This is a genomic window from Psychrobacillus glaciei, from assembly GCF_008973485.1.
Classification (GTDB): domain Bacteria; phylum Bacillota; class Bacilli; order Bacillales_A; family Planococcaceae; genus Psychrobacillus; species Psychrobacillus glaciei.
In genome coordinates this window covers 448,803-472,509 of the sequence record NZ_CP031223.1, presented here as the reverse complement: position 1 = coordinate 472,509, position 23,707 = coordinate 448,803, and the positions used below count along the sequence as shown (strand labels likewise).

Sequence of the window (23,707 nt, the reverse complement as noted above, 5' to 3'; positions counted from 1 at the left end):
AGAAATCCCCCTTTTATTTTTTCGTCCTTGGATCTAAAGCATCGCGCAAACCGTCTCCAAACAAGTTAAAGCCCAATACTAAAATCGCAATCATTAGACCTGGAAAAATAGCCATGTAAGGTGCACTGAAAATAAAATCTCTTCCACTAGAAAGCATTGCACCCCATTCTGGTGATGGTGGTTGTGCACCTAGCCCTAAGAATGACAATCCCGCTGCTGACAATATAGCTGTTGCAAGTCTTAGTGAACCTTGAACAATAATCGGTGACAATATATTTGGAAAAATGTGTCGGAAAATTATAATGAAATCATTTGCCCCTAATGTTCTAATAGCATCTATATACTCCAGCTTTTTCACTTCCATCGTCGAACCACGAACAATTCTTGCAAACAAAGGAATTGAAAAGACTCCTACTGCAATTGTTACATTAATAAGACTTGGACCTAGTGCACTAATAATTGCTAAAGCTAATAAAATCCCTGGGAATGCAAGCATCACATCTAAACAACGACTAATGATCGTGTCTACCCATTTACCATAGTAGCCAGCGACTAGCCCAAGAGTTATTCCAAAAAACGCTCCAAAAAAGACGGAGGAAAAACCTACTCCTAGTGATAATCGAGAGCCATATAAGATTCGGCTTAAAATGTCTCTTCCTTTATCATCCGTTCCCATCCAATGTGCCATAGATGGAGAATGTAACTTGTCTGGAAGATTAATCTCATATGGATCATATGGGGATAATATAGGTGCTAATAAAGTGAGCGATATATATAGAAGAATAATTACTCCCCCTACTGCAGCCGCCTTATTTTGACCAATAGTCATAAAGAATGTTTTCCACTTTTCTTTTCGAATTTTCTTTCTTGCCAAGATTAACTTTGCTGAATCTACTTCAGTACTATTAATTGTCATTTAATTAACCCCCTCGTTCTGCTTCCTTTTCGTTATAAGGTAACATCACGATATATAAGAAAAGAAAGAATGTAAATAGACATAGAAAGAATAGTCGAAATTCTTTAAAAAACAGTAAAGATTTTAAAAACAATATTAATTCTTTTATTTATAATTGAGAATTAGCAATACAAATAATAATTATTTGGAGGAAAACTCAATGAAGAAGTTTAAGTGGATTCAGATTTTAGCATTAATGTCTATATTGATGTTAATTATGCAAGGTTGTTCTACAGGAAGTTCAAGTAAAAGTGAAGAAAAAGCAGACAACCCAACCACAACTGGAGACAAATCTGGAGGAAAACTTGTTGTAGTTCGTTTATCGGATGCAACCGGACTTGACCCACATTTCATAACAGATATACCTTCCGCAAATGTTGTACACGGAAAAGTATATGAAACGCTACTTGCGTTTGATAAAGACAGAAACTTTGCTCCATTACTTGCAACTGAATGGAATCAAGTAGATGATTTAACTTGGGATTTTACATTAAGAGAAGGTGTTAAGTTCCATGATGGTACACCTTTTAATGCAGAAGCAGTAAAAGCTACATTTGATCGATTACTAGATCCGGTAACAGGATCACCACAGAAAGATAAATTAGGAATGATCTCAGAAGTAATCGTAAAAGACGATACACATGTAACACTAAAATTAGCAACACCATATGCTCCATTACTTTCTATTTTAGCAAGCAGTGAAGGAAGCATTCTTAGCCCTAAAATGATTAATGAAACTCCTGATCAACTAGCAACACATCCAGTAGGTACAGGTCCATTTGTATTTGATTCATGGAAATCTGGCCAAGAAATAACCCTTAATAAAAACAATGATTATTGGGGAGAAAAAGTTAAGGTGGATAGTGTAGTATTCAAAGTCGTTCCGGAAGATGCTACTAGATTAGCTATGATTGAAAGCGGAGAAGCTCATATTTCTGATCAAGTTCCTGTAACAGAGATTGAACGAATTGAAAATTCTGATAAAATGAACCTATTCAGAACGGATGGTTTAGCAGTAGAGTATGTAGGATTTAACACGACAAAAGCTCCTTTTGACAACGTGAAAGTGCGCCAGGCAATTAGTTATGCAATTGAAAGAGAAGCTATTATTTCAGGTGTTTACAATAACGTGGGAACACTTGCAAACGTTGCTATGAGTCCACAAGTATTTGGATATAGCAAAGACGTAAAAGCATATCCGTATGATGTAAACAAAGCAAAATCTTTATTAAAAGAAGCTGGTTACGATAAAGGTATCAAAGTTACTTTATTAACGAGCGACCGTAAAGAACGAATTAATATGGCTGAAGTTATTCAATCTCAACTTAAAGGTATTGGCGTGGATGTAGAAATTAAAGTAATGGAATACGGTTCTTATATTAAGGAAATCGAAAGTGGAGAACATCAAATGTTTATTAGTGGTTGGGGTAACGCAACTGGTGATGGCGACTACAATCAATATAACCTATTCCATTCAGCGTCTGTCGGAGCACCAGGGAACAATTTCTATTACCAAAACCCTGTAGTAGATAAGCTTATCGTACAAGCACGTGTTGAAACAGATCCGAGTAAACGACAAGAAATCTACAAACAAGCGATGCAAATTGAAATGGACGACGCTGTATATGTTCCAATTAGAAACTACGAGCATTTAGCCGTTTATAATAACAAAGTAGAAAACTTTAGATTAGACGCTTCGAATTACCTGATATTAAATGAAGTGACAGTAAAATAATACACATCAAAGGGACTGGTAATACTCCAGTCTCTTTGAACTTATTGGGAGGATAAAAGATGAAATCTCTACTTATCAAAAATGCTCGCCTTGAAACTGGCTTTACTTATGAAAATGGACGTGTTATTCAAACCGAAACAGATCTATTTGATGTACTAATTCAAGATGGAAAAATTATTGAAGTAGAAAAAAATATAGAAGGCTCTGATTTTGAAGTAATTGAGGCTAATGGCAAATTACTTATGCCTTCCTTCAGAGAAATGCATATCCATGTAGATAAAACGTATTTTAGTGGTCCTTGGAAAGCATGTAAGCCTATAACTAAAGGAATTCTAACGAGAATTGAAGAAGAGCAGGAATTACTACCAGCCCAACTTCCTTTTGCATTAAACCGCGCGCAAAACATGATTGAGTGGCTAATTTCACAAGGACACACACATATTCGCTCTCATTGTAATGTGGATCCTCAAATCGGAACAAAACATATTGAAATTACAAAAGAAGCTTTCAAAAAGTTTGAAGACCAGGTTACATATGACATCGTTGCATTTCCACAACATGGGTTATTACTTTCAAAAGTAGAACCATTAATGAGAGAAGCTATGAAAATGGGTGCTACATTAGTTGGCGGTGTTGATCCAGCAACTATCGATCGTAATATCGACCTTTCCCTTAACACAACAATGGATATTGCAGTAGAATCTGGCAGTGGAATAGACATTCATATTCATGATCCGAACTCACTTGGAGCTTTTGAGTTTTATAAACTAGCAGAATTAACGAAACAAGCTAAAAAAGAAGGACAAGTTACGATAAGTCACGCAATAGCTTTGGGCGATCTTCAAGGTAGAGAATTAGAAGAATTAGTTGCAGTGCTTGCTGAATCGAAAATTGACGTTACGTCAACCGTTCCAATCAACCGCCCTACAATTCCAATTCCTTATTTACATGAAAATGGAGTATTCGTTTCTTTAGGTCATGATAGCTTAACTGATCACTGGTCCCCTTTTGGTACGGGTGATACTGTAGAAAAATTAAGTATTTTAGCAGAAAGATTTAAATTTATCGACGAATATTCATTAAATCGTTGTTGGAAATATGCTTCTGGTGGGATTACCCCTCTTAACGATATAGGGACTAGAGTTTGGCCTCAAAAAGGAGATTTAGCAAATGTACTTCTACTCGATGCGGTATGTTCAGCACAAGCAGTAGCTAGAAGACGTCCTATAACACATGTTATTTCAAAAGGAAATATTGCATATACAAATGAGACTGTTCTAGCGAAGGAGGTCACAAAATGAGTAAAGTTAAATGGCTTTCTAATGTAAAGTTAGAAACTGGAGAAAGATTATTAGGTAACGGAACAGTTGAAACAGAAACCGCTTTATTTCATTTAAAAGTAGAAGAAGGGAAAATTGTAGATCAATTAGCAGCGAATGAAGCTATACCAGACGGCATTGAAGTGATCGATATGCACGGTAAGCTTGCACTTCCTACTTTTAAAGAAATGCATAATCATTTAGATAAAACATATATGACGTTAGACTGGAAAGCATGTACTCCCGTCGCTAACTTAAAAGAACGTTTAGACCTAGAAGCAAAAGAATTATCTATTTTAGCAAGCAGCGCACAGCTACGAGCTACGAAAATGATTGAAACATTGCTTCAATTTGGTTCTACGCATATTCGTACACATGTTAACATTGATCCGTATATCGGTTTGAAAAACTTAGAAGGCGTTATTGCTGCACTGGATTCATTTAAAGGCAAAGTAACTGCTGATATTATCGCATTCCCACAGCATGGATTATTACGTGAATCTGTACCTCAATTAATGCGAGAAGCAATGAGAAATGGAGCAACAATGGTTGGAGGATTAGATCCTGCTGGAATTGATAATGCCATCGAAAAATCTCTGTACGAAGTGATGGATATCGCAACTGAGTTTGATGCTGATGTTGATATTCACTTACATGACGGTGGATTCGTAGGTTATTATACAGCGGATAAGTGGATTGATATCGTAGAACAAGCAAATTATCAAGGGCGAACTGCTTTGAGTCACTCATTCTGCCTTGGAGATATCCCTGTTCCCCAGCAAATTGTTGTAGCAAACCGTCTCGCTAAATCGGATGTAGCCATTATGTCTACTATCCCAATTAATATTAATCGAGTGATCCCACCAATCGACTTATTAGATGCACAAGGTGTAAAAGTACACTTCGGTTGTGACGGTTTTTACGATTCATGGAGTCCATATGGCACGGGTGATGTATTAGAAAAAGCTACACGCTTTTGTGAACTTACCCGGAAAATCGATGAGAAGTCACTAAGAAATGCACTTAAATGGGTTACTGGCGGAGTAGTTGCTTTAAATGAGGACGGCAAAAAAGTTTGGCCAGAAGTACAAGATGATGCAAGTTTCGTATTTTTTGATGCAGTTTCTTCTGCTGAAGTTGTTGCTAGAAAACCAACAAATCGCTTAGTTATGGTAAAAGGGGAATTAGTGTAAGAATAGTACAAGCGCCCTTTAAGAGTACTTCATTTTGCACATCGGCTATACTATTACCGCGGTAGTGCGTGAGGAGCTTGAAGTGACTGCGTCACTTCAAGCTCCTTTATTTCGGTAACCTTGTTTCCGTTATTGGCCAGTCTCTCACAGAGAACATTCAAATAGAAAAGTTCTAATTATTAATCTGTATATAAACAGAAAAAGATCACCTCTTTTTCTTTTCAGCTTTTATTTAAATGTAAGGAAAGGACAAAACGCTCTATGAATAAACAGTGGTTTACTTATTTAATTCTTTTATGTTGTGTAATTGCTTGGGGAAGCAACTTTGTCTTTGGATCCATTTTAGTTGATGTATTCGACCCAAGTATAATCGCATTTTTTCGTCTAATATTTATCCTTATTTTCTTATTTTTCATGACCTATAGAAATATTAACTTCAAGGAAATAACTTTACATAATTATATATGGCTAGCAGTAGCCGGTTTAATAGGTGTTTCGTTGAACCAATGGAGCTTTTACGCTAGCCTTCAATATACTGAGCCTGTAACTGCAGCATTAATCCTCGCTTTATCTCCAATTGTTACAGCATTACTCTCCTCTTATTATTTTAAGGAGAGAAAAACTTTTCCGTTTTGGATTGGTTCCTTTATCGCTTTACTTGGGGTTTGGCTAGTTATTACAAAAGGATCGTTCCTTATACCGAACTTTGGGAAAGGAGAAATATTAATCAGTTTAACGATGTTATCCTTTTCAGTTTTCTTAGTATTTGTTCAACATTTATCTAAATCGATACGTCCTTCTACCATTACCTTATTCAGCAATATCTTTGGACTAATTGGTCTACTTCCTTTCGTCCCTTGGAATAAAACCTATCTTGTGTTGTCTGTTCCACTTTCCTATTGGCTATTACTTATCATAACTGCGATTATTATGCATGGATTATGCACGTACTTATGGAATAACTCTATTCAAAAAATCGGCGCTTCAAAAGCTGCACTTTTGTTAAACCTTGAACCGTTTGTTGCAATGATTTTCGGACTTGCGCTGTTAGGAATTAGTATTCAACCATTACAATTGGTCGGTGCTTTTGTTATTGTTATCGGCGTTTCTATTTCACTCCGGACAAAATCGAGTCATTCACTTTCTATTTTCGAATAAATTATTTAAATTTCTAATCAACTTATGTAAAATTTCCTAAACACAGTGTAAAATGCTTTTATAAGGGGTGATGGAATGAGTACTCGTAAGATTGCAGAGATTGTTAAGTGCATGCCACCAAATGAATATGATCCTAGTATTCAAAGTGTGCAAACAGAGCATCGATTGAAGTTAGTAGAATTTTGGGATATTAAATCTGGAAGCAAGGTGTTGGAAATTGGCTGCGGCCAAGGAGATACAACAGCAGTTTTGGCATACATTATCGGGGATGAAGGTGTTGTACACGGAATTGATATTGCATCGCCTGATTACGGTAGCCCTGTAACAGTAGGTGACTCTATCGATTTTTTGAAAAATTCTTCAATAGGAAGTCGTATAAAAGTAGATTTTGAAACAGATGTACTCTCAGCAGAAATGGATTTCCCAGATAAATCCTTTGATTATATTGTGATGTCCCATTGTTCTTGGTACTTGAAATCACCAAAAGAACTCCATGACATATTGAAGAAAATAAAAAAATGGGGAAATATATTATGCTTTGCTGAATGGGACACAAGAGTTCAGACAAATGAACAACTTCCCCATTTCTTATCCGTACTCATTCAAGCACAGTATGAATGTTTTAAAGAAAATAGCTTATCCAATGTTCGAACACTCTTCACACCAAAAGACATTCAAAACATTGTAGGAAGTGCTGGATGGCAAATAGTAGCTGAAAAAACCATTGACTCTTCTCATCTTCAAGATGCGAAATGGGAAATCCAAAACACATTGGCTAGTTACAAGGAAGAGCTTCAGTCAACTAATCATTTACCTCATAAATTTCAAGCATTGATTCAATCGGAAATTTATTTATTAGAAGCAGCTAGAAACCAAGACAATGTCAAATCGATGTCTACCTATACTTTTTTAGCGAAGTGAGGAAAAATAAATGAAAGAACTAACAGAGAAAATACTTAAATTCCGTGATGATCGAGGGTGGGGAGGAAATCACGATGCTCGTAGTCTTGCTATTTCGATTTCTTTAGAAGCAAGTGAACTACTAGAGCACTTTCAATGGATTTCAGCCGAGGAAGCAATTGAAAAGGATAAACAAGCAATTATAGATGAAGCGGCAGATGTATTTATTTACCTTCTGCAACTTGCAAATACGCTAAATATTGATTTAATAGAAGCAGCTAAACAAAAAATGGTGAAAAATGCTTTAAAATACCCTCTCCCTTCCATAATAAAGTAAACAAAGTTATGTTTTATAGTAGGTACGCGTAATTTTAACAACTAATGTACCAATATATGGTCTATGGACCACCTTTTTTCACTAGTATTAACCCTAAAAATACAATATTCTTATTGAGGCTTACTAAATACAATTACTGTAAGACTATCGAAATTTAGGGGAATATGCATGAAAAAACTATTATCTATCTTATTGGCAACAGGACTAGTTGGAGCAAATATATTTACTCCATCTACCGCAGAAGCAGCTTCTGTTTCACAAGCAGAATCTCTTGTTAAAATAGCAGAACAAAATGCAGGTGCTTTAAAGTGGCAAATTTCTTATGAACTTACAAAAGAAATTAAAAACCCTGATATGAAAATTTTTAACGCAACAAAAGATTCTTACTTAAAAGCAAAGGAAGAAATAGCTAAAGTAAGTGTAAAAGATAAAGTAAAGTTAGAAAAACGTCTAGAAGATAATGTTGGTATTCACTATACTCGCGCAATGGGATATATTGATGCAATTACTTCCGGTAAAAAAATCGTGGATAAAGCAAACCAATTCAATACTTTATATGCAGCAAACCCAACTTCTGATATAACGGAAAAAAGTTATCATGAATTATCTAGTGAGATTCGTAAACAAGCAATCTTACTATACCGTGTTTACGGAAAATCAACACGAGATGCAATATTAACTAAATACAAAACACCTGGTGAAAAAGCACTTCAATCATCAAAATATGTAATTACTGCTAAAATGCATTTAGATAAATTGGACGATTTAATTACTAAAAAAGCGGACCAAAAAACTGTAGAAGCAAATGTTTCAGAATTCTTCGATTTACTAGATGAAATTAATGATGAATCGATAATAGATGATTTGTACAATGCTTACCAAGAAAGCATTAGAAAAGATTCAAACTTTCTAGCACAAGAGAAAGAAATTACGGAGTTCTTTAAAAAAGCGGATGAATATGCAAATGCTGAAAATCTTGACGCTATGTTAGGTCTTTATAGCGCAGATTATCCTGGTTATGACACTCTTAAAGAAGTAATAGGGTCAACCTTTAAAGACTTTGATGTAAAATATGAAACTCTAGGTTTAGAAGTTCATTATATTTTAGATGGTTCTGCATTAGTTACTCAAAATCAAAAGGCAATCATTGACGAAAAGGAAACACTAAATTATACTACTACTTACCTTTTAGAAAAAGATGACACTGGCAACTGGAAATACGTGGATGTGTTAGATCATTCTGATTCGGAAGATGTTGAATAATATATTACTAACTGCAGCTACTCGTAGAAATACGAGTAGCTGCAGTTTTTTTATGAATAATCTCCGACTATGCATACTATTTATAAGAGGTAGAAAAAAGTATTTATTTTGATGTAACGACAAGTGATTAGCGTGGCCTAATTAAATGTTGGAAATTACAACAATTTACAGGAGGGATTATTAAATGTTTGGAAATAGTAAAAGGCTTTTGATTACAGGATTAACGATTATCTTGTTAGGCATTCCGTTTTCGCAAAATGCAGTCGTTTTAGCTAAAGAACAATCCAAAGTTGCACAAAATGCACAACAACAGAATGAATTAACAGCAAAACAAGCTATTAATCTGACAGTGGAATTTAATAAGGTATCCAATTATGTACAGCGTGGCGGTGATTATAAAAAAGATGAATATAAAACATTTTCTTATAATAAGAAAATCTATCGCTACTTATCTAGCTCAATCGATACGAAAAAAAAGTTAAAAAGCTACTTAGAAACGGTTTTAGTACCTCCGGAAGCGGAGCAGTATATAAAAAGTCGAGGAATTATTGAGTATAATGGAAAATTAGCTCAAATTGAAGCAGATGGTGGCTCTTTATTGCAGTGGGAAAAAGCTACTGCACAGTATGTGAAAACTGAAAAGAACATTGTCTATTACAGATTATCCGTTCCAGTATGGAATACTAGTGTAAAACAAGATTTCATCGTTGAGTACCAATATGTTAACAAGGTAGGATGGAAAATTAGTAAAGAGCCTAAGCAAGAAAAAAGTACAGCAATTACCTCAAAAATAGCTGTTGAATTGGCCGCAAAATTTAAAGTAGTTTCAAGCTATGTTCAAGCCGGTGGTGAGTATGGACCTGGCGAATATAAAACTTTCTTTTTCAATGGAAATACGTATCGATACTTATCAAGTAAAATTGATACCAAAAACAAATTAGTAAACTACTTAACACAATCGATGACCCCATCTGCTGCTGAGCAGTTTATCAAAGACCGAGGAATTATTGAATACAAAGGAAAACTTGCACAGATTGAAGCGGACATTGGTTCTTTAGAGGAGTGGACAAAAGCCACTGCCGAATTCATTAAGACCGATAAAAATACAACATTTTATCGAGTAACTGTTCCTTTCGGAGAGATGAAACAAAAGCAAATGTATATTGTCGAATATCAATATGTTGAAAAAGCTGGATGGCGAGTTAGCAAAGAGCCATATTGGGAATTAGATATTCCTGGTAATGTAAATCCTATTTCAAACTTATTTAATTACTTACTTGTTGACACAAAAATTGCTCAAAATCAGTTTCTTCCTTATTCTACTTTTAATGTAGGTGAATTTAAAAAAGGCATTAAAAAAGTAGAGTTTATTAAGTTAACGGAAATCGGAAGAAGTGGTTCACAAGTGGAATATATCGCATCTTTTAATGTGGAGGTAGAAAATAATTATTATGGACCTCTTATGAATGGTGAAAATAAAATGTATTTCACTGTTCAACCAACCGGATATATGGAATTTAAGATAGATCAGGTTGGTATTTTGAATATGTATTAAATCAACTTCTTGAAATACGAGTTTCTTGAACAATGAAAGATTGTTCAAGAAACTCGTTGTTTTTTATTTAATTTCCACCAGTACATCCTCTTCAATCCAGGATGGGTAAAAATCGAGATCAAATCGTAATGGGTTTGTAAATGACTTGATTGGTAAATCAAATTCTATTTTCTTTTCAACTTCAGAAATGTTAATCATTGAGCCTTTTACATAGTTAGAAACAAGGGGTATACGTCCTCCATAGTATAAATAAAATTCTTTTTCATTCGCATCTTTAAATTTATTAAAGTAAACCATATTCATATCGTAATCTTTTTCTACTTGCACTATAAAACTGCCTCTATTATCCACCACTTGCAAGTTAGAGAATATCGATTTCGAAGGTTGCTCCAAAAACACCTTAGCATTGGTGTCGATCAAAATATGTGCTTCATCTTTCTCCATGGCCGCAATTTTCCCAAAGGTTAATGTTAACTTTTTAGGATCATAAAAGTAAAAACTTTCTTTTAGAGGTACTTCCCATACATTACCTTTCTCTAAGGGCTTATATGCATTACAAGGGAGAGTAGACCATTTTCTACCAAGTTCGTCTACAAGTTCTAATTCATCAAATGGACAAGCAAGAAGTTTCTTAGTGTTACTTGGATCTTCTTCTATCCTAACAACTGTACGTATTGGGTCGACGATTAAATCCATTACTTTAAAATGTTGACCATAAACCGTAACTTCTTTGTTTACAATAATATCCTTACTCTCAACATCCATCGTTTTATAAGTAAATGGAATTTTAAAATTTTCTATTTTTTCACCAATCTGTAATCCTATCTTCCAAGAGAGATCTTTTTTATGTGTAACCTTTTCAATATGCATAGTCCCGCTATTAAAATGAGAGTCTTGATTTGGTGTCAGCGGAGGGGCTGATTTAATGAATTCCCAACGCTCTCCCTCGCCGTAGTTTTTCGACCATAATGCAAGATATTTTAATCCAAGTGAATTTACATCCACTTCTTCCGTCTTTACGGAGTAAAAAATAATCATTCCCTTTTTATCAGCTATTACTCCATCAAGTGTCACTGTAATGCCATTTTTTTCTTGTGACTTATTTATTGGTTGATAAAAGTCATTTTCAATCGCTGCTACTAACCCTTTATCTTGTTGTATGAGTGCAACTATCCGATCCAGCCCAGGTATTGATGCAACTTTATTAGCGAAAGCAGGAGAAACATTGATGGATGTGATAAATGAGATGAGAAGAATTGCAGCAACAACAAATGACCATGTACTCCGTTTTATTATCTTTTTTCTTTTTAATATTCGTTCCTTTTTCGCTTTCTCAAAACCATTTCTTACTGCAAAATGTAGCTTGTCCATTGGCACTTCTACTTTATCGATCGTTTTTTTCCTCTGCTCCAATTTCTTTTCTTCCTCCTCAAACACGTTTAACCTCCCCTTTCTCTTCAAATTGGTTCCTAAATGCACGTAATGCCTTATGTAGCCTCGTTTTGATTGTTCCTTCCGGTGTATTCCACATAACGGCGATGTCCTTTATTTTGACATCTTCAAAATATTTCAAGTGTAATAGCTCTCTTTCGTACTCTGAAAGGTTTAGTAGAGCTTCCTCCACCTCTAAAAAAGTGAAATCTTCACTTACTCCTTGCATGCCAATTATTCTTTCCTCCAACATTTCCCTCTTACTTTTCTTTATAACATCTTGGCAATAGTTCATCATTATTCGGATGAGCCATGTTTTAAAATAAGCTGGCTCCTTCACTGTTTTTATACTTCGATATGCCCTATATGTTACTTCCTGGACAGCCTCTAGTGCATCCCCTTCATTTTTCAAATAAGAGATAGCTGTTCTATATAATGCTTCTTCATAGGAATGAATTAATTCTAAAAATGCATCTTCATCGCCTTTTATTGCTTTTAGCACCAGTTTCTTTTCGCTCAAGATTTCACCTCATTTCAATTGTCCCTATCTATTAGACATACAACTTAAAGAAAAGTTTTCAGAAAATAAAATACATCTATTCTTACTATGATTCTGCTCAGCATTGCCGTGTGAAATGATTAAAATCAGCATCTTTGTTTATTATCCACTTTCTTACATAAAATACGTGTGAGAAAGGCAATAAAAACTTATAATAATTTGTTTGTTTTCAGTTCGGTATGGATGAAGGGTACAATTTCGGGGAATTCGATGTTTTTTATTACGCACAGTATTTATATAGTGCGCAACATGTAATCTAAATAGTAACCACTGGGATTTAGCGCTCTGGTATTCGCTTTCCGCGGGAGTTGCCTCAGCCTCCTCGCTTCGCTGTGGGGTCTTCGGCTAACGCTATCTCAAGCTCGTCGCAAATGCGATTTACCGCCACGCTAAATCCACATAATGTAGTATTATTCTTTAAAATAAAAACCGATAAGTGAATAAGTTAAAAACACGCTTTGAATGTGACCACTGTCTCTTAAAATAGCTTTTACTTGGCATGAGATGACACTTATAAAGTGTACACTACATAAATTGCACATAACGGTAGTTATCTTGCGATTCAAGGGTTTTAATTTGCGATTAAGGCGTGGGATCTTTCGATTAGGATACCTTACTTTGCAATTTCGGTGTTAGATCTTGCGATTCAAGGCCCCTATCTTTCGATTAGTAGCAAATGGCATCTTCTTATAATAGAAAGCACCTATCCTAAGGTAACGTAGTCCCTTTATGAGCTTTTACACGACGGCACACCCAGAATAGTAAACAAGCTACGTTGATTGTAGCGGAGGGGCGGCGACTCCAGCCGGATGAGTGAGACAAATGAGCAATCGCAGGCGAACGCGTAGCGTCGGCGATGGCTCATCGCTCACCCGGCGGAAAGCGTCCGCCCTGTAGCGAAAATCCTAGCGATAACTAAGACGCACTTTATAAACAATGCTTTCTTTGCCCACTTTAATAATGGCAATACTAGTTATTTATAAATACTGCATAAATAAGATTCACTTCTTTATATCTGATACTTTATTACAAAGTTAAGCGGAAAGTTATTGGTCATTTCTGGATAATCAACAGACCTCTAAAATCAGATTCCATTTGTTCGGAACCTGGTTTTTTAAAAAAATTATACATTTTTTTAAATTAGCTTACTTCTATAAGTTTAGCCTTCCGAAATCCTTGCTAAATGTCCTTTACTGTTCAAAATTATTTCCATAGAGCCAAGCGAAGCTTTAGTAAGCTATTCACTTTGACTGGACAAACATTTAAATGCTATGGTTATTTTAGAAATGACATTTTTCAAATCTTCTTGTATAACAGTTGTAGCCCAATCATAACAATTGTTAGTAATAAACCAACAATAATTAAATATGAATGAATAAGCTTACTAAAACAATTCGCCTTCCTGATGCATAATACAGCATATACTTGAATAAGTTATACATGGCATAATTAAAGAAGTTATTTAATTTTTGGTTGTTGGATAGCGTTCTTATGCGTTCGCTCTGTTACCTTAGCTATATTATTATGCAATAAAAACGATTTTCCGCCTTATTTATAAAGAAAATATTCCCAAAATTGAAGATATTATATACAAGTTAGGGTATACTTATAGTATGAGTCCGTGTAAATGTAAAGGAGGTATTCATATGTCCGTCGCTAGTGCAGCATCGCAAGTGAACCTGGATTTTCTAATAAATGATTTAGGTCTCCGTCAAGTATCAAATACTTCTGTATTTCGTAAAGGGAATATTTTTGTTATTTCACCATCCGTTCAAAATAAATCCAACACTTTTGAACTCGGTGAATCTCTTATGAAAAAATATAATCACGAAAAAGATGAAGGCTACTTACTTATTCGTGTAAAAGATAAGTTTCTAATGGCAAAACTTCACTCTTTCCAACGAAAAATGATGACTTCTGAAACAGAAAAAAGTACTAAAAGCAAACCTTCTTTCTGGAAATTCAATGTGATTGAATCCATCATTCCAAGAATAGAAAACAGTGGAGACAGAGAATTGATGTATAAAATTCAATCCCCTACCCCAAAACAGCTGATTACTTTTTTCAATAAAATGGATTAGCAAAAAAACACCTCAACCTATTTCAAATAGGTTGAGGTGTTTTTTTATTAATATACTTAGAAGAATATTCTAAATAATTATTTAACTAGCATTGTATATTTCACTTTATATAGGTACTATTAATTTATAACAATTAGTAAAAGAGGTATAAACTTGGAATTAATAACCATGCATTTTCTGTTCAATCTTTCCTTATTGATCATATTATTTTTTCTTTGTTTTTCGTTATCTAAGAGATTTGGTAGTATCCGTTTAGAGCAACGTACAAGTCTATTTTATTTTGTAGCTTCTTTATTACTCTGTTTCTTATTTCCCTACCACCTTAATAATGAATTAGTGTTAGATTTAAGAATTGTTCCTTTTTTGATTGGGAGTCTCTATATGAGATTAAGCCCTATTCTTGCTATTATACTCATCGTCTTGAGGGGGTTCCATGGGATTGACTTCGGGTTCTATTTGGCACTTGTAATCTATTCAATCTTTAGTCTTATCTTTTGGTGTATTAACCCTTGGTTTCTTAGGCTCACTTCTAAAAACCGGATACTATTCTCTACAGGTATTTCTTTATTTGTAGGTGGAGGTATCTTAGTCATAGCACTATTTTTAGCACCTTTTCATCAAATGCTAGATTTGTTTTTTGCCTTTTTAATTGTTCCTCCGCTAGGAATTGCCATGATTTCTTATATAATCGAAATGATAGAAAATAATATTCTTCTACAACAGTTGCTTATCAAAGCTGAAAAAAAGGAAGCAGTTGAGCAAATGGGGGCTGCTATTTCTCATGAGATTCGGAACCCTTTAACCACTTCTATTGGATTTGTAGAACTTCTTGACAAAGATTCTCTTAATCAAGAAAAAATTAACCAATATTTGTCCATTTTAAAGAGTGAATTGGATACTGCCGAAAGAATTATACAGGACTATTTAACCTACTCTAAACCAATTATTTCGTCTGTAGAAGCATTAAATGTTCAGAAAGAACTAACTCTAGTCATTAGTTTATTGCAACCTTTGGCTAACTATTATTCAGTTAAAGTGTCCACTAATTTACTTTCAACAAAATTAATTGAAGGTGACCGTTCAAAATTTCATCAATGCTTTATTAATATAATAAAATATAATATTGAATGTATGCCCAACGGTGGTAGTTTATTAATAGAAACAGTAGATACCGGGACTAATATTATGATTTCCATACAAATTGCCGGAGAAAAGAGGAATGAAGAACAACTAAAAATGACTTCTCATACGATGTCAGTTGCTTTCAATATTGTGAGGGCAATGAAAGGAACCATTGACATTAAAAATAAAATTGGAAAAGAGACTGTCATTCAATTTTATTTTAAACCAATAAAAGCTCATCTAAAAAGATAGAGAGATCTGTTCTCTACGTATACTCTTGCTGAAGAGAGGTAATCCATTGGAATTAACTATGCATTTATTTTTCAACCTATCCTTACTAATAGTATTATTGTTTTTTAGTATGTTATGGACTGACAGATTAAATAATATGGGATCAATTAAAATAGTTGCCACACTGTATTTTGTTCTTAGTTTCCTCATTTGTTTTGCGTTTAGCTATCCAATACATGAAGGCTTCTTATTCGATTTAAAGAATATTCCTCTCATGATAAGCGGTCTATATATGGGGTTAGGCCCTTTATTGGGCATTCTCACCATATGTATTCGAGGATTTTATGGCTTTGACAGTGGGTTTTGGGTGACTGCAATACTTTACGGGGTAATCTCATTGTCATTATGGAAATTTTCTCCACTTTTTTTGAAGCAATCATCAAATTACCGCATCCTATTTTCAGTAGTGCTCACTTTTCTATTCAGTTTAGCCCAAACGATTTTGGAACTTATACATCTACCATACCATTTGTATGATTTGTATTTCGCTTTTCTATTTATCCAGCCATTAGCGGTTGGTATGATTGCATACTTTATTGAAGAAATATACAAATCGATTCAGTTACGTCATCAACTCTTACACACCAAAAGATTGGAAGCCGTTGAACAAATGGGTGCTGCTATTTCTCATGAGATCCGCAACCCTTTAACAGCTGCTATCGGATTTGTTCAGCTTTTGCAAATGGAGAATATCTCAAAAGAAAATCGTGTTCAATACCTTTCGATTATAAAAAAAGAGCTAAAATCTGCTGAAAGAGTGATTCAAGATTATTTAACTTTTTCTCAACCAGAAATCCGATTATCTGAAACCCTTTTCGTTCATGAAGAGCTACAGCAAGCTATTCAGTTGTTGCAACCAACAGCCAATCGGAATTCTGTACAAATAGTTACGATCTTTTTGAATGATATTATTATTAAAGGTGATCGACAAAAGTTCCATCAATGCTTAGTGAATATCATGAAAAATGCAATAGAAGCAATGCCTAGCGGCGGAGTATTAACGGTTGAATTGGAATCTAATCCAACAAATGTGAGCATTCTTTTCTCAGATACTGGAGCAGGAATGACATCTGAACAATTGGAACATTTAGGAGAGCCATATTACTCGACTAAGGGAACAAGAGGGACTGGCCTCGGTATGATGGTTGTGTATAGCATCGTACGCGCCATGAATGGAACTATTCACGTGGAAAGTGAAGTGGGAGTGGGTACGACATTTAAATTTACCTTTATTTCCTTACCTACAACTTTAGATAAAAAAGAGATAATTGAAGAAACAGAGAAATCTTTTGTTATGATTTGATAGATTTAACAAACGCCGCTGCACTGAGGAAACTATTCTTGGTGCTTTTTTATGATTAAAATATGGTTTCTGAGCCATATTAAAAAGGTACGTAAAATGCGAAAGGAGAATTATTATGGGTAGAGATAATAAGCAAGGCAAAAGTAAAAACAAAGATACACTTCCTCAAACACCCAAAAACCAAAAAATAAAACCAAATGAAGTTCAAGAAGAATTTTCACGCGAGTTTGCTGAACTTGGAGGAAATGCAACGAAGAAAAAAAGAAAATAAATTAGAAAAACGCAAGCTTCCTTTAAGTGCATTTTTTCTTCTCTATTTTTAGAGTGCTTTTGACGAAACATCTGCTCCTGCGGTTACTCGTCGCAAAAAGAATTTTGGCTACACTATTACCATGGGAATTTCTGTGGATTGAGAAGTGACTGCGTCACTTCTCAATCCACTTTTTTCGGTAATCTTGTGGCGGTTGTTTGTCCTTCGCCCTCTTGGAATATGTAAAGACAGGGTGCATAGGGTTTGATTAACGAGAGAATAAATCCTATTCTACTCTTTTAAAAGCGGACGAAGATACAACTTCGTCCGCTCAGCGCTATTTTATTAAGGGATACTACTTATTTATTTTTCTCTAGTACCACCAATAATTCAGCGATTCTTTGTCAAACTCAATTGTGACTGACATAGTAATTACTGATATTTAAGTCAGTGGTATTTATTTAATCATTTAAAGCTTACTCTATGTTTAACGCTTCTTTAACGTACAATCTTACTTGTTCGGATGTCTGCATACCTAATGCTTTATCAACAAGCTTCTTCATTTCGCTCTGCTTCAACTGATTAATTTGGTTTCTAGCTTTTAACATTGATGGAACACTCATAGAAAATTCGTCTAATTCAAGCCCAAGCAGTAATGGAATGGCAATCGGATCGCCTGCCATTTCACCGCACATACCTACCCATTTCCCTTGAGCATGCGCCGCATCGATGACCATTTTAACTAATCGTAAAATGGCTGGATTATAAGGTTGGTATAAATAAGATACTCGTTCATTCATTCTGTCAGCTGCCATTGTATATTGTATTAGATCGTTCGTTCCTATACTAAAGAAGTCAACTTCTCGTGCAAATTGATCTGCTAATATTGCGGTAGAAGGAATTTCTACCATAATTCCAATTTCTATATTCTCTGCCACTGCAAACCCTTGTTTTTGCAGAGACTGCTTTTCCTCTAGCAAGAGATGCTTTGCTTCAAGAAATTCTTCCAACGTTGCAATCATCGGGAACATGATTTTCAGGTTCCCAAAATTACTCGCTCGTAATAATGCGCGCAATTGAATTCTAAATAACTCTTGCTCAGCCAAGCAGAGCCGAATTGCACGATAACCTAAAAACGGATTCATCTCTTTTGGAAGATTTAAATAAGGAAGTTGTTTATCCCCACCGATGTCTAAAGTTCTTACAACAACAGGTTTTCTACCCATTTTTTCTAATACTTCTTTATAAGCTTGGTATTGTTCCTCTTCCGTCGGCAATGCATCTCTTTCCATATAAAGAAATTCAGTTCTGTAAAGACCTACTCCTTCTCCACCGTGTTCCAGGACACTTTCGACATCGTTTGGCGTACCAATATTTGCAGCCACTTCAAACTGTTTACCATCTAAAGTAATCGTTTGTTCATTTTTCAGAAGCGACAATTCTTTCTTATGAGCTTCTAGCTGGCTACGCTTTTCCTCATAAAGTAAAATTTCTTCTTTAGAAGGATTAATTAAAACCTCCCCATTGTCTCCATCAACAATAATAAGATCCCCATTTTTTATAGTTGACGTTACTTTTGAAGTTCCTACAACTGCAGGAATCTCTAACGTACGAGCCATAATTGCAGAATGAGAAGTACGACCACCCATGTCGGTAGTAAAACCTTTAACAAACTTCCTATTCAATTGTGCAGTTTCTGACGGCGCTAGGTCCTCGGAAATAATGATGACTTCTTCATTGATCATTGCAATGTTAGGAATATTTACTCCTAGAAGTTTCGCTATTACTCGTTTTGTTACATCACTTATATCAGCTGCACGTTCTCGCATATATTCATTATCTAACTGTTGGAACATCTCGATTAAAGTATCTGCTGTTTCTTGCAATGCAGCTTCTGCATTAAATTCTTCTGCTTTTATTTTGTTTTCAACAGAACTTAGCATTTCTGGATCACTTAATACAAGCAAGTGAGCATCAAAGATTGCTGCATTTTCTTCTCCTAGAACATTTGCAGCATGGTTACGAATTGCTTGCAATTCTTGTTCAGCTTCCGATAATGCAAGATGAAATCTTGAAATTTCATCTTGGGTATTAGAAATTGTTTTTTTTATGACAGTCAAATTAGGTTCAACTAGCAAAAATGCCTTACCAATCGCTACACCACCGGATGCAGCGATTCCTATTATTCGTTCATTCATGATGCGACAATTCCTTCGCTCTTAAGAAAGCTTTCGATACCCTCAAGTGCATCTTCTTCGTCTTTTCCTTCAGCAAATATGGAAATGGATCCACCTTTAGGAATACCAAGAGACATGACACCAAGAATCGATTTTAAGTTTACTTTTTTCTCTTTATATTCGATAAATATATCGCAAGCAAATTTAGTTGCTACTTTCACGAGTCCTGTTGCTGGTCTTGCATGAATGCCAGATTCTGCTATAACCTTATACGTATTTGTTTTCAAAATAATCGTCTCCTTTATTATCTAATTCATGATGGCTTTTCTATTCTAAACTTTTTATTTCTTCGCCATTTCCTTATATTGTTCGTAAACTGTTTTAAATAGAACCGTATCAGCCTTTATACCCGTAAATGTCTCTATTGCAAACGCTATTCCATTTTGTTGAATCGCCTCTTGAATTTCTTGTGCTTCTGGATCCTCCAGATAATCGTAATGTAAGGCAGATGCAATACCCTTTGCTAAATAAATTGGTGTTTCTTCAAACATCTCTGCATATTGTGTTGCCGGTCTAACAAGACGATCATTACTTTTAAGCTTACGCATCGGGGATCGTCCTACTCTGGTCGTATCATCCGTTATAAATGGATTTGCAAAGCGAGCAATAATTTTTTGCACATATTTATAATGTGCTTGCTCATCAAACGAATACTTTGTAGTAAGGTACTTACTTGTTTCTCGTAATACACTTTCAGTCATTTCTTTAATTTGTCCATCCGCAAGTGCCTCATGCATACTTCTATAACCTGCCAAGTATCCAAAATATGCAACAACTGCATGTCCTGTATTTACAGTAAATAACTTTCTTTCAATAAATGGCTGTAGTTCTTTTACGAATGTTACTCCATTTATAGGGGGATTTTCGCCACTAATTTCCGACTCATCTACGATCCATTCATAAAAAGGTTCTACTGTAACCGCTAATTTGTCATCGTTTGTTTGGTTTGGAACAATCCGATCTACTGCGGCATTAGGAAAACTAAAATGCACATCAAATAACGATTTTTCCTGTTCATTGAGCTGTTCATATATTTTTTCTTTTAAAAAGACACTCCCACCAATCATATTTTCACACGCAATAATGGTTAATGGCTCCTTAGATAACATAAGTCTCTTTTTTAGTCCGTTCGCTAGTAAACCTGCAATTAGTGGAAGAATGTTTGGGCCTACTGCTGCGGTAACCAGATTGGCGTTGGCAACTGCGTCTACGACTAGGTCCGGATCCCTTAGGCTGTTAATTGCATGCACATTTTTTACCAGCATTACCTCATTGGTTGCATTCGCAAGTTGAACGGTATATTCTTTCTTTTCATTGAGTAAGTCAACAATCTCTCCATTCACATCTACAAAACATGTGTTATATCCTGATTCATACAACAAACATCCAATAAAACCTCTTCCGATATTCCCAGCACCAAAATGAACGGCATTCATCTTAGTTCACTCCTTCAAAAAATGAAAGAACTTCTTCTTGTGAAGTAGCCTGAATAATCTTTTCGACATTTTGTATTTCCGAAACGGCAATAGCTATATTTGAAAGAATCCCCAAATGATCATCACCCTTACCAGCAATACCAAAAACTAATTTAACAATATTCCCTTCACCGAAGTCTACACCGTCAGGAATTTGAATAATTACAATTCCTGATTCTTTTACTTCTTTTTTCGCATCATCGGTACCATGTGGAATAGCGACAAAATTCCCCATATATGTTGAGGTCATTTCTTCACGTACTAGCATTTTCTCTACATATTCCGGTTGAACATATCCTCTATCAACCAAAAATTTTCCCGCTAATTGGATTGCCTCTCCTTTTGTTGTAAGTTCTTGATTTAGCATGATGTTTTCTACTGATAAAATTGGCAATACCATAATTATAACGCCTCCATTATTTTAAGTTTTCATCGATAAAGTGCTCGAATTTTAGAGCTAAATAAGCTTGTACTTCCTCTGGATCTTCGGTTTCAAATAGTTTAATACTTTGTTCATTTTCAATAATAATTGTACTAATTAAGCTTAGTACTTCCAAACCTGGTTCATGATAAGGTTGAGGTGAGAGTAGTAACAATAGTGTGTGCACTTCCATCTCAATTCCATCCATCCCTTTTACGAATACCGGTTGTTCCAGCTTATGAATCGTAAAAGACGGCATACAAACTTGTTCGATACGTGTGTGAAATAAAGCAAGCTTCGTTCCTGGTATACCAATACCACCGAGTTCTTCTCTAGTAAACAATGCTTCAGCAACTGTACTAGATTTTTGTATGATCTGTTTTTTTTCTAACAATTTACATGCTTCTAGCATACAATCCTTAGCAGAGACTTTCCCTTTTTGCGAAGTGATATGAAAGTTGTTTAAAACATCCGCTATCGTTCCTGTATAAAGATGAATCTTCTCCATTTTTTGTTTTAGTACCTCTACAGTGGAATAGCTTTTTTTAACAGCAGGAACTCCCTTTTTCAATAACATTTGTCTTCTTGCGTAAAGTTGTACTTGAGTAATTTCATCTTTTGTCATAAATGGGCTCACCATTATATATTCTCGATGAAACGCTTGTAAAAAAATCGTAGAAATTACCAAGTCTCTTTCCGATAACGGAAGTTCATTTAATTCAAAAACAGAAACATTTACAACCTCCGCTATTTCAGGTATTTCTTGTTGCAACCTGGATGCAAGTAATTTAGAGGTTCCGATACCACTAGAACAAATAACATATGCTTTCAAATCCCCTTTTCCCGACAAACCAAGTAGAGCAGATCCAAAATGCATCACTAAGTATCCTATCTCTTCATCTGGAATAACTAAAGTAGGAAAAACATTTTCTACTGCAATTTTCACATGCCCAAATAACTCTTCATAATCTTTTTGAATATTTTTTAATAGAGGATTAAATATCCCCATATTTTGACGAATTCGATAAATTGCAGGCTTTAAGTGGGTAACAAGCCCCTCTAAAAGTGAATCATGATGATTTAACTGATAACCTGTTGCTATTTCCATCATCTGAACTAATTTTTTAGCTTGCATATACGTCTCCAAGTTAGAGGCCTCGTTCAATATACCATCTTGTTGACGAAGCTTTGCCCCCTGAAGATGCATCGTGATATAACCCACCTCAGCTTCAGGTATATCCACTTGAAAACTTTTCATTAGTCCATCAATAATTTTCTTAGCAATTGGATACTCCGGTTCTAGTGCTATTTGTTTTAAATACATTTTCTCTATTTGAATGTTTTCACCTTGCAGAATCCGTTCAATTGCTAATGCGAGATGTACAATAAGTCCAACGTAAGAGTTATCCGTCATTGAAAAAGATAGATTCGGGTACAAATCCTTCATCACGTTTTCTATCTTCCATAATTTTTGTCGATCAACAAGATGCATTAATCGTTTAGAGATAGGATCATCATGCTTTTCAGACTGTTGATGTATCTGTTCTTTTATAAGGGAAAGTAGCCCTTCTTCCTTTATTGTCTTTGCAATAGCATAACTGATTGCCCTACGCTTGGCTTCCTCTGTTCCGGAAAGCTCTACTCCATACCCTCTTTTTTTCAATATAGAAAGCTGGAAAGGCTTTAATTGCTCTTCCAACTTCATTAAGTCTGCACTTACGGTTGAGATAGAAACTCCTAAATCTTTGGAAAGCGTAAAAAGCTTCACAGGTTCAGATGATTCATACAAAATGCATAGAATCATTGTTTGTCTTTCATCTAACGTATATTCTCTAAATGTAAACGTTTCAAGTTGCTTTATTAATTCGAGTTTACTTTTTTCCTTTCCAATAATTTGAACTCCAACCCCTGATTTTTTTATTAATTCCAGTTGATAGGAATCTAAAAGCTCCTCTATTTTATTCAGATCACGATGTATTGTCCGAGAACTCACATCAATTTTTTGTGATAGCTCTTTTATCGTTACTTCCCCTTGTTCCACAATCAATGCTTCGATAATCATTTTTTCACGTGCTGAAATATACATGTTAAACACCTCATTCATAACGTTCCAAAATCATTG

At 35.0% G+C, this 23,707-nt stretch carries 20 protein-coding genes; 12 read left to right on the top strand and 8 right to left on the bottom strand.

What is annotated here, in order from left to right; all coding sequences use genetic code 11:
* Positions 1 to 13: 13 nt before the first annotated feature.
* The gene (locus PB01_RS02280; RefSeq protein WP_151698675.1) at positions 14 to 916 is read right to left on the bottom strand and encodes an ABC transporter permease; all 903 of its coding nucleotides are present in this window, start codon (positions 914 to 916) and stop codon (positions 14 to 16) included.
* A 199-nt stretch (positions 917 to 1,115) separates the two neighbouring features.
* Here PB01_RS02280 and PB01_RS02275 point away from each other — a divergent pair, with 199 nt between their 5' ends.
* The 8 genes from PB01_RS02275 to PB01_RS02240 all read left to right on the top strand — a co-directional run bounded on the left by PB01_RS02275 (position 1,116) and on the right by PB01_RS02240 (position 10,415).
* Entirely contained in the window at positions 1,116 to 2,690 is a 1,575-nt protein-coding gene (locus PB01_RS02275; protein WP_151698674.1) for a glutathione ABC transporter substrate-binding protein, read from the top strand.
* Positions 2,691 to 2,749: 59 nt separating this feature from the next.
* The gene (locus PB01_RS02270; protein WP_151698673.1) at positions 2,750 to 3,991 is read left to right on the top strand and encodes an amidohydrolase family protein; all 1,242 of its coding nucleotides are present in this window, start codon (positions 2,750 to 2,752) and stop codon (positions 3,989 to 3,991) included.
* Positions 3,988 to 5,202, top strand: a complete 1,215-nt coding sequence (locus PB01_RS02265; RefSeq protein ID WP_151698672.1) for an amidohydrolase — start codon at positions 3,988 to 3,990, stop codon at positions 5,200 to 5,202. Before PB01_RS02270 ends, PB01_RS02265 begins: the two co-directional genes overlap by 4 nt.
* A gap of 261 nt (positions 5,203 to 5,463) precedes the next feature.
* Complete coding sequence (locus tag PB01_RS02260; protein WP_151698671.1) at positions 5,464 to 6,360, top strand: DMT family transporter; 897 nt, start codon at positions 5,464 to 5,466, stop codon at positions 6,358 to 6,360.
* Between the two features lie 75 nt (positions 6,361 to 6,435).
* On the top strand, positions 6,436 to 7,281 hold the full coding sequence (locus PB01_RS02255; RefSeq protein WP_151698670.1) for a class I SAM-dependent methyltransferase: 846 nt from the start codon (positions 6,436 to 6,438) through the stop codon (positions 7,279 to 7,281).
* A gap of 10 nt (positions 7,282 to 7,291) precedes the next feature.
* Entirely contained in the window at positions 7,292 to 7,597 is a 306-nt protein-coding gene (locus tag PB01_RS02250) for a nucleotide pyrophosphohydrolase (RefSeq protein WP_151698669.1), read from the top strand.
* 168 nt (positions 7,598 to 7,765) lie between these two features.
* Positions 7,766 to 8,860: a hypothetical protein gene (locus tag PB01_RS02245; RefSeq protein WP_151698668.1), complete on the top strand. Its 1,095-nt coding sequence runs from the start codon at positions 7,766 to 7,768 to the stop codon at positions 8,858 to 8,860.
* Positions 8,861 to 9,044: 184 nt separating this feature from the next.
* Positions 9,045 to 10,415, top strand: a complete 1,371-nt coding sequence (locus PB01_RS02240) for a DL-endopeptidase inhibitor IseA family protein (RefSeq protein WP_151698667.1) — start codon at positions 9,045 to 9,047, stop codon at positions 10,413 to 10,415.
* A 63-nt stretch (positions 10,416 to 10,478) separates the two neighbouring features.
* Here PB01_RS02240 and PB01_RS02235 read toward each other — a convergent pair whose 3' ends face one another.
* Both PB01_RS02235 and PB01_RS02230 read right to left on the bottom strand, forming a co-directional pair.
* Positions 10,479 to 11,852, bottom strand: a complete 1,374-nt coding sequence (locus tag PB01_RS02235; protein ID WP_151698666.1) for a DUF4179 domain-containing protein — start codon at positions 11,850 to 11,852, stop codon at positions 10,479 to 10,481.
* On the bottom strand, positions 11,845 to 12,366 hold the full coding sequence (locus PB01_RS02230) for a sigma-70 family RNA polymerase sigma factor (RefSeq protein WP_151698665.1): 522 nt from the start codon (positions 12,364 to 12,366) through the stop codon (positions 11,845 to 11,847). Before PB01_RS02230 ends, PB01_RS02235 begins: the two co-directional genes overlap by 8 nt.
* A 1,685-nt stretch (positions 12,367 to 14,051) precedes the next feature.
* Between PB01_RS02230 and PB01_RS02225 the strand changes: the two genes are divergently transcribed.
* The 4 genes from PB01_RS02225 (at position 14,052) to PB01_RS02210 (ending at position 17,473) form a co-directional block, all read left to right on the top strand.
* On the top strand, positions 14,052 to 14,486 hold the full coding sequence (locus PB01_RS02225) for a hypothetical protein (protein WP_151698664.1): 435 nt from the start codon (positions 14,052 to 14,054) through the stop codon (positions 14,484 to 14,486).
* Between the two features lie 381 nt (positions 14,487 to 14,867).
* Positions 14,868 to 15,860 carry a sensor histidine kinase gene (locus tag PB01_RS02220; RefSeq protein ID WP_192797440.1) on the top strand — a complete coding sequence of 331 codons (993 nt, stop codon included), beginning with the start codon at positions 14,868 to 14,870 and terminating at the stop codon, positions 15,858 to 15,860.
* Positions 15,861 to 16,236: 376 nt separating this feature from the next.
* The gene (locus PB01_RS02215) at positions 16,237 to 17,202 is read left to right on the top strand and encodes a sensor histidine kinase (RefSeq protein ID WP_225986142.1); all 966 of its coding nucleotides are present in this window, start codon (positions 16,237 to 16,239) and stop codon (positions 17,200 to 17,202) included.
* A gap of 115 nt (positions 17,203 to 17,317) precedes the next feature.
* Positions 17,318 to 17,473 (top strand): YfhD family protein, encoded by a 156-nt coding sequence (locus tag PB01_RS02210; protein WP_151698661.1) that lies wholly within the window; start codon positions 17,318 to 17,320, stop codon positions 17,471 to 17,473.
* 455 nt (positions 17,474 to 17,928) lie between these two features.
* Here the strand turns inward: PB01_RS02210 and ptsP are convergent, their stop codons facing one another.
* The 5 genes from ptsP to PB01_RS02185 are packed head-to-tail and all read right to left on the bottom strand — an operon-like array spanning position 17,929 to position 23,689.
* Positions 17,929 to 19,650 (bottom strand): phosphoenolpyruvate--protein phosphotransferase, encoded by a 1,722-nt coding sequence (ptsP, locus tag PB01_RS02205; protein WP_151698660.1) that lies wholly within the window; start codon positions 19,648 to 19,650, stop codon positions 17,929 to 17,931.
* Positions 19,647 to 19,916: a phosphocarrier protein HPr gene (locus PB01_RS02200; protein WP_151698659.1), complete on the bottom strand. Its 270-nt coding sequence runs from the start codon at positions 19,914 to 19,916 to the stop codon at positions 19,647 to 19,649. Before PB01_RS02200 ends, ptsP begins: the two co-directional genes overlap by 4 nt.
* 54 nt (positions 19,917 to 19,970) lie before the next feature.
* Positions 19,971 to 21,125 carry a mannitol-1-phosphate 5-dehydrogenase gene (locus PB01_RS02195; protein WP_151698658.1) on the bottom strand — a complete coding sequence of 385 codons (1,155 nt, stop codon included), beginning with the start codon at positions 21,123 to 21,125 and terminating at the stop codon, positions 19,971 to 19,973.
* 1 nt (position 21,126) lies between these two features.
* Positions 21,127 to 21,564 (bottom strand): PTS mannitol transporter subunit IIA, encoded by a 438-nt coding sequence (locus tag PB01_RS02190; RefSeq protein WP_151698657.1) that lies wholly within the window; start codon positions 21,562 to 21,564, stop codon positions 21,127 to 21,129.
* A 16-nt stretch (positions 21,565 to 21,580) separates the two neighbouring features.
* A complete protein-coding gene (locus PB01_RS02185; protein WP_151698656.1) occupies positions 21,581 to 23,689 on the bottom strand; it encodes a BglG family transcription antiterminator in 2,109 nt (702 codons plus the stop codon).
* Positions 23,690 to 23,707 lie beyond the last annotated feature (18 nt).